This window comes from Spongiibacter pelagi, from assembly GCF_014705705.1.
GTDB lineage: Bacteria > Pseudomonadota > Gammaproteobacteria > Pseudomonadales > Spongiibacteraceae > Spongiibacter > Spongiibacter pelagi.
Genome location: NZ_JACXLD010000024.1, coordinates 1 through 6,264 on the forward strand (window position 1 = coordinate 1; position 6,264 = coordinate 6,264).

Below are 6,264 nucleotides of genomic sequence, written 5' to 3' on the forward strand. Positions count from 1 at the left end.
ATGATCTTCATGCTCGTCATGGTCACCTTCTTCATGATGGGGTGCGTGTTGTTCGGACGCTTCATGTTCGTGGTTATGATCGCTTGCGGAAAACGCGGGTGTGTTCGAGAGAAAAAACACACTAGAAATAACCAATAAGTAATAATTCTTCATCGATATAAACTCCGGAGGCCAGACCTGATCTGGCCAACAAAAATTAGGGGTTAAGGGCTTCGCCGGTGAGCTGTTCAATCAAGGCCTGGCTAATTAGCGCCGTGGTGGCGGCATCAATAAGCGCCTGTTTACTGGCAAGCAATTCTTCCTGGGCGGCGATGAGATCAAGATAGCGATAACGCCCGTTGTCAAAACCTTCGTTGGTGAGCTTGAGCGCTTTTTCCAACGCGGGGATGGCGACATTTTGGGTAAGATTGGCCGCCGCGATACTTTGTTTTCTGAGCGACCATGCTTCAAAAAGCCGTGCGTGCAACACTAGGAGCAAATCCTGTTGGGCGTAATCTACGGCATTGCGATTGGCTAACGCGGCTTTGACGTCGCCACTGCGGCGTTTACCGGAGAACAAGGGGATGGAGATACCGGCAGTGAATGCAGAATCACCCGTCTCTTCAAAACGTTTAATGCCTGCGCGCCAGCTTAAGTCGCTGCGGCCACTGGCACGAGCCAGAGTGACTTCGGCATCGCGAATACGGGCTTCACTGGCGAGCACTTGAAGGGCCGGTGAGCTTTTAACACGTGTGTACAACTGATCGAAATCTTGTGTGGCACCGAAGTCAAACAGGCTACCGCTTAATGAATGAAAGCCGGCCGTTGTTTCTCCCCAAAATCGTGCGAGTAACACTTTCTGACGTTCAAGCTGCTCTAGCAGTGCCGCCAAACGAATTTCAGAACGTGTGAGTGCCGCCTGCGCTCGCATCACCTCCGCTTCAGCCGTGGCCCCTCGCGCGGAGCGCGCTTTGACGGTTTTAAGTATGGATTGGGACAGTGCCAACGACTCTTCTGCCAATCTAAGGTTTGCCTGGGTCGATAAACCTTCGATATACACTTCGGTGAGCTTGCCGAGCGTATCCAGAGTCGCCGCTTGTTGCTCCCATTCCGCTTGATTGATACGGGCATCAGCGAAACGCATGCGTGCCTGGCGCTTGCCTCCAAGCTCAATCACAGAAGAAAGTGCAAGAGTCGTTTCGGCGGCATCAAAACCTTCATTGGCTCCCGAGCCAGCAAAGTTTTCGACCTCCAGCTCAAGTGCTAGCGCCGGGCGCAAGGCACCGGTTTGCCTTTGGGCACTCAACGCTTCTGCGGTGAAGCGGTATTGGTACAGCTGAGGGTTTTGCGCAAGCGTCGACGCCAGTGCTTTTTTTAACGAGAGTGTGGACTCGACGTTTTCTGCAATCGCTGATGGCGCCGTGCTGCATAGTAGAAGCGCAAGCCACAGCCAGGTGCATTTACACCTGAAAAATAGGGTATTTATCATGAAAAAGTCCTGAATTAAGTCGTGTTTCCGCGCGTGCGGGTGTTGCTTCTTCTTGCTTAAGGGGACTTAGGCTTTGGGAGGGCGTAGGAAGGTTTCGTAGGTTTCGGGGAACGTATTTTCAGCGTAATCGGGTACGGGAGAAGAATGTTTGGCCAAATGCACACGCTCGGTGGCAATCAGAGCGGCAGCGCAAAGATGGCCATGACAATGACAGCAGTGATGACAATCCCAATTTTCCGCCGTGGATGAATTGGAGTGATTAGCCTGAGCGTCGGCAACGTGTCCATCGTCATGGAGATGGGTATCATCAAATACAAGGTGCTCAGCGCCGGACTGGTGCAACTGATGTGCATCGCCCATGGCCACCGCGGATTGCAAAACAACCAGCGTAAGCAAAAAGTATGTCAGGACACGTTTAAGCATTGATATCTATGTATCTATTTTCTGAGTCATGGCGATCACGCTACCTTAACATAAGAATACGTCGAGCACCGTTTAACACCACAAGCCCAATAATAACACCAATGACCAGATCCGGAATTTGCGATCCCGTTAGCGCGACCAGACCTCCGGCAAGAATAACCCCCGCGTTGGCGAGCACGTCATTAGCCGAAAAAATCATACTGGCCTTCATGTGTGTACCATTATTTCGCACCTGGTAAATCAACATGAGACACGCAACGTTAGCCACTAATGCCAAACTGCCAATCCCCATCATCAGCAGAGAGACCGGTTCACTTCCCATAAAGGCGCGCCTGATCACTTCAATTAAAAGACCCATTGCCAGGGCGGCTTCGAGCCAGCCGGATAAATGCGCGGCTTTAAGCTTGGCTTGCGACGCTTTGCCCACAGCATAGAGTGCCACCGTGTAGACCGCAGCATCCGCAAACATATCCAGAGAATCCGCGATCAACCCCGCAGATTGCGCCACGATGCCCACGGCAAGCTCAAAGAAAAACATCACGGCGTTAATCCCGAGCAGCCACTTCAATACCCAGGCTTCGCGCAAATCGTTAGTCCTGGTCTCTTCTCGTATCTTCTTTGCGCTTTCAGCATCCACCTGTTCAAGCGATAGGCAACGTGCGCCGAGTCCCACGGATTTCATGGTGGTTTCGACTAAATCAGACGAGTCGGCGTGATAAACATTCACTTTTCGATTTGGGATATCGAACTCGAAGGCGACTGCTTCCCCAAAGCTTGCGAATGCCGTGCGGATGAGGTTTTCCTCAGAAGGACAATCCATCAGAGGGACTTCGAACATGCTCACGGTATTCAGAGTTGCCGAAGTGCTATCCGATTGCAGGTTTGATTCTGAAGGCGGTGAACCCGCTTCGTCACTTTGGCAACCGCAGCATTGTGAGGAGTCAGATGTCATAAATAGACCTTGAAATAACAATGTGTGCAAGCTTACACTCTATAGTTACTATAGAGTCAAGTGGTGGCGTGATTGAAGATTGGTGAATTAGCAAAACGCAGTGGGTGTTCCATTCAGACCATCCGCTACTACGAAAAGGAAGGTTTGATTTCTGCGCCTGCAAGGACAGATGGTAATTTCCGGGTGTACGACACACCGGCTCTCGAAAAGCTGGCTTTCATCAAAAATTGTCGAGCACTTGACCTGACATTAGACGAAATCAAGCAATTGATGGCGCTCCAGCATTTACCAGGCACACCGTGTGAGAAAGTGAACGATATGATCGATGCGCACCTGAAAATTGTGGAGTCTCGTATTACCGACCTCCAAAAACTTCATGCTGATTTGAAGGTGTTACGCCAAAAGTGTGGCCATGCACGTCCCATCGAACAGTGCGGCATTTTGGATGAATTGTCCCCCAAATCGCATTCCCGAAATTAAAAGTACGAGGCTGCCATGGTAGATGTCAATGAGTACATTCGCGCTGCCACGCGAGAGAATACCCGGAAAAGTTACCGCGCCGCCATTGAGCACTACGAGGACGCATGGGGAGGATTTCTGCCTGCGACAGCGGATAGCATCGCTTCCTACCTCGCGCATTATGCTCCTACACTGGCGATCAGCACCCTCAAGCAACGCTTGGCAGCCTTGGCCGCATGGCACAATGAACAAGGCTTTCCCGATCCAACCAAAGCACCTCATGTTAAAAAGGTTTTGAAGGGGATTGGTGAACTACATCCTTTCAGGGAAAAACAAGCCAAACCGCTGCAAATTGAACAACTCCAGGCCATCGACGGCTGGATTACTGAACATTTGTCCCAAACAGATACCCGCTCTGTCAATTCCCTTAAGCTGCTACGTGATCGAGCGTTGATTCTTTTGGGGTTCTGGAGAGCATTTCGTGGAGACGAACTCACGCGTATTAGGGTAGAAAATGTCAGCGTTATACCCGGTGTTGGGATGGAAATTTTCATTCCCAGAAGCAAAACCGATCGCTTGTCCCATGGCCGAACGTATCGGGCTCCGGCATTGCAACTCTTGTGTCCCGTAACGGCATTCACGGATTGGATGAGTGCGGCCCAATTGACCAAAGGTCCCGCCTTTCCAGCGATTAACCAGTGGGGGCACTCTGCAGAACAGGCGATTCATCCAGCCAGTGTGATTGCTATCATCAAGGCTTATTGCCACCAGGTGGATCTTCCCAATGCTGATGAATTCAGCAGCCATTCTTTGCGACGCGGCTTCGCGACCTGGGCAACCGCTAATAGCTGGGATACCAAAACGTTGATGGAGTACGTCGGCTGGAAAGATGTTCAATCAGCCATGCGCTATATCGAAGGCGCCGATCCGTTTTCCCAACAACGAATACAACAAGCACTGCCTCAAGCTATAACACAGGCCAAGCAAGACTCCGACCTTCCGAAGGACACGGCATTGGAAATTAGCCTCTGCCTTGAACCTTATAGCAAACATTCTCATGGCACCGGTAAGGCAAGATCTCTGATAGAGCGACATTGTTTATTGCCCAGGGCGATGGAAAAGCTTGATGCTGAGGGAACGCGCTATCGCATCACGATAAGTTCTGATGATTGCGACGCGTTGGATGAAGCATTGGATGAATTACTCCATCACATGCATCAGATCGCCTCTGATAATCAATGTATGCTGGAGGCCACCATTCGCGACCCGCACATCGACAGAGTGTGGGATTAACACACTCCCGTCATAGTATGCCGCATCATGAGCAGCCTCCACGAAACCGCCTATCCCAGACTGCGAAGTACCATTACCGAAAAAGAGCTTAATGAGTACTACACACCAACACCAGAAGAACTGAGCCTGATTGAATCTGAGAAAAAGCCCATATTACGTTTCGGGTTCATGCTAAACCTGAAACTGCTCCAACGCCTCGGCTACTTTGTTCCGCTGGCGTCTGCACCACCCAGCATTATTGCTCACGTGATGGATCGGATCGGAATCAAGCGACCGCTGACACTAAAGCAACTTAAAGGTTATGACCGCTCTGGCTCTCGCCCCCGACAACAGCACATTTTAAGAGACTATCTTGGCATTCGATCCTTTGCTTCAGAGGATCAGCCCTGGCTCACCGACATAGCGGAAAAAGCGGCAGAAACCAAAGAGATGTTGGCGGATATTATCAACGTAATGCTTGAAGAACTGGTACGAAATCACTATGAATTACCTGGCTTTACCGTTCTTAAGCGCATCGCAAGATCGGCGCGTAATAAAGTTAATGAACAGTGCTTTCGTGACATCTGCAGTGATCTTGCCAACGACGCCAAACAAAAAATTGATGAGCTGCTGAATCCGTCTGACGGTGCCTATGGCGCATGGAACACACTTAAACGTGAGCCCAAGAAGCCAGGCAACAAAGAGGTGCGAAGCTATCTCCAGCATGTACACTGGTTGCAGGTACTGGGTGAGTCATTGCCTGATGTCGATGTGCCGGTAGTGAAATATCGTCAGTTTGCCCTTGAAGCCAGGGCGCTCACTGCGCCCGAAATGGCTCGACTTAAACCAAACAAGCGCTATGCACTTGCCGTTATCCTAGTGCGCCAACAGCACAGCAAAGCGCTCGATGACGTGGCAAACCTGTATATCAAAATGCTCCGAAGCATGGAGTCGACCGCTCAATCAGCGCTGCATCAATACATCCTGGAACATCAAAAACAAATCGACGCCTTGATTGCCAAATTCCGTGATGTTTTAGTCGCTTATGACCAGCATCAGGAGCAAACACAAAAGTTTGCGGCACTGGATTCGGTACTGGGTGACGAAGCGAGTTCTTTGATTGAACGCTGCAATCAGCATATTGCTTATGCGGGGAATAACTATTACCCCTTCATGCTCAAATCGTATCGCCAAAAGCGCGCGTTGCTATTTAACAGTCTGGATATTCTGGACTTGCAATCCACATCCAGTGATACCAGTACCGCATCATTACTCGTTCTATTAAAAAGTTTACGCAACAGTCGCTCAGAGTTTTTAAGCGAAGAATCGGTCGACCAAGCCATGCCAGAAGCATTTGATTTGAGCTGGCTAACTGAAAAATGGAAAAAGCTGATAGTGAGCAACGAAGGCAACGAGAACAGCGGAAAGATTTTTCATCGCAAGTATCTTGAATTGTGGCTGCTATTGCATATTAAACAAGAACTTTCTTCAGGCGATTTGTTTATTCCTTTCAGTGCCGAATTCGATGACTATCGAGAACAACTGATTGATGATGAGACATTGGATAATGTTATTGAGCTATAATTTCCTTACACATTAGGGTTATATAGAATCAATAACTTAGAGACAATCAGAGATGCGTCTAATAAGAGCCTCCGAAGACTTTAAACTTCACAACCAGTCCTACGAA

At 49.6% G+C, this 6,264-nt stretch carries 5 protein-coding genes and 1 pseudogene; 3 read left to right on the plus strand and 3 right to left on the minus strand.

Annotated features, from left to right (window positions below; all coding sequences use genetic code 11):
- Positions 1 to 196 precede the first annotated feature (196 nt).
- The 3 genes from IB286_RS15005 to IB286_RS15015 form a co-directional block, all read right to left on the minus strand.
- Positions 197 to 1,468, minus strand: coding sequence for a TolC family protein (locus IB286_RS15005; RefSeq protein ID WP_155137789.1), 1,272 nt, complete (start codon positions 1,466 to 1,468; stop codon positions 197 to 199).
- Positions 1,469 to 1,534: 66 nt separating this feature from the next.
- Positions 1,535 to 1,891 carry a hypothetical protein gene (locus IB286_RS15010; RefSeq protein WP_155137792.1) on the minus strand — a complete coding sequence of 119 codons (357 nt, stop codon included), beginning with the start codon at positions 1,889 to 1,891 and terminating at the stop codon, positions 1,535 to 1,537.
- Positions 1,892 to 1,931: 40 nt separating this feature from the next.
- A complete protein-coding gene (locus tag IB286_RS15015; RefSeq protein ID WP_190766948.1) occupies positions 1,932 to 2,843 on the minus strand; it encodes a cation transporter in 912 nt (303 codons plus the stop codon).
- A gap of 72 nt (positions 2,844 to 2,915) precedes the next feature.
- On the opposite strand from IB286_RS15015, the gene cadR reads away from it, so the two are divergent.
- The 3 genes and pseudogenes from cadR to IB286_RS15030 all read left to right on the plus strand — a co-directional run.
- Positions 2,916 to 3,323 (plus strand): Cd(II)/Pb(II)-responsive transcriptional regulator, encoded by a 408-nt coding sequence (gene cadR / locus IB286_RS15020; protein WP_190766950.1) that lies wholly within the window; start codon positions 2,916 to 2,918, stop codon positions 3,321 to 3,323.
- 15 nt (positions 3,324 to 3,338) lie between these two features.
- Positions 3,339 to 4,595 (plus strand): site-specific integrase, encoded by a 1,257-nt coding sequence (locus IB286_RS15025; RefSeq protein ID WP_190766952.1) that lies wholly within the window; start codon positions 3,339 to 3,341, stop codon positions 4,593 to 4,595.
- A 27-nt stretch (positions 4,596 to 4,622) separates the two neighbouring features.
- A pseudogene (locus IB286_RS15030) lies at positions 4,623 to 6,152 on the plus strand (DUF4158 domain-containing protein); the annotation flags it as partial.
- Positions 6,153 to 6,264 lie beyond the last annotated feature (112 nt).

What these genes read in the sequence shown, in the direction of transcription:
- IB286_RS15010 (WP_155137792.1), bottom strand. Translation starts at nt 1,891, where the DNA reads ATGCTTAAACGTGTCCTGACATACTTTTTGCTTACGCTGGTTGTTTTG.
- IB286_RS15005 (WP_155137789.1), bottom strand. Translation starts at nt 1,468, where the DNA reads ATGATAAATACCCTATTTTTCAGGTGTAAATGCACCTGGCTGTGGCTT.
- IB286_RS15015 (WP_190766948.1), bottom strand. Translation starts at nt 2,843, where the DNA reads ATGACATCTGACTCCTCACAATGCTGCGGTTGCCAAAGTGACGAAGCG.
- IB286_RS15025 (WP_190766952.1), top strand. Translation starts at nt 3,339, where the DNA reads ATGGTAGATGTCAATGAGTACATTCGCGCTGCCACGCGAGAGAATACC.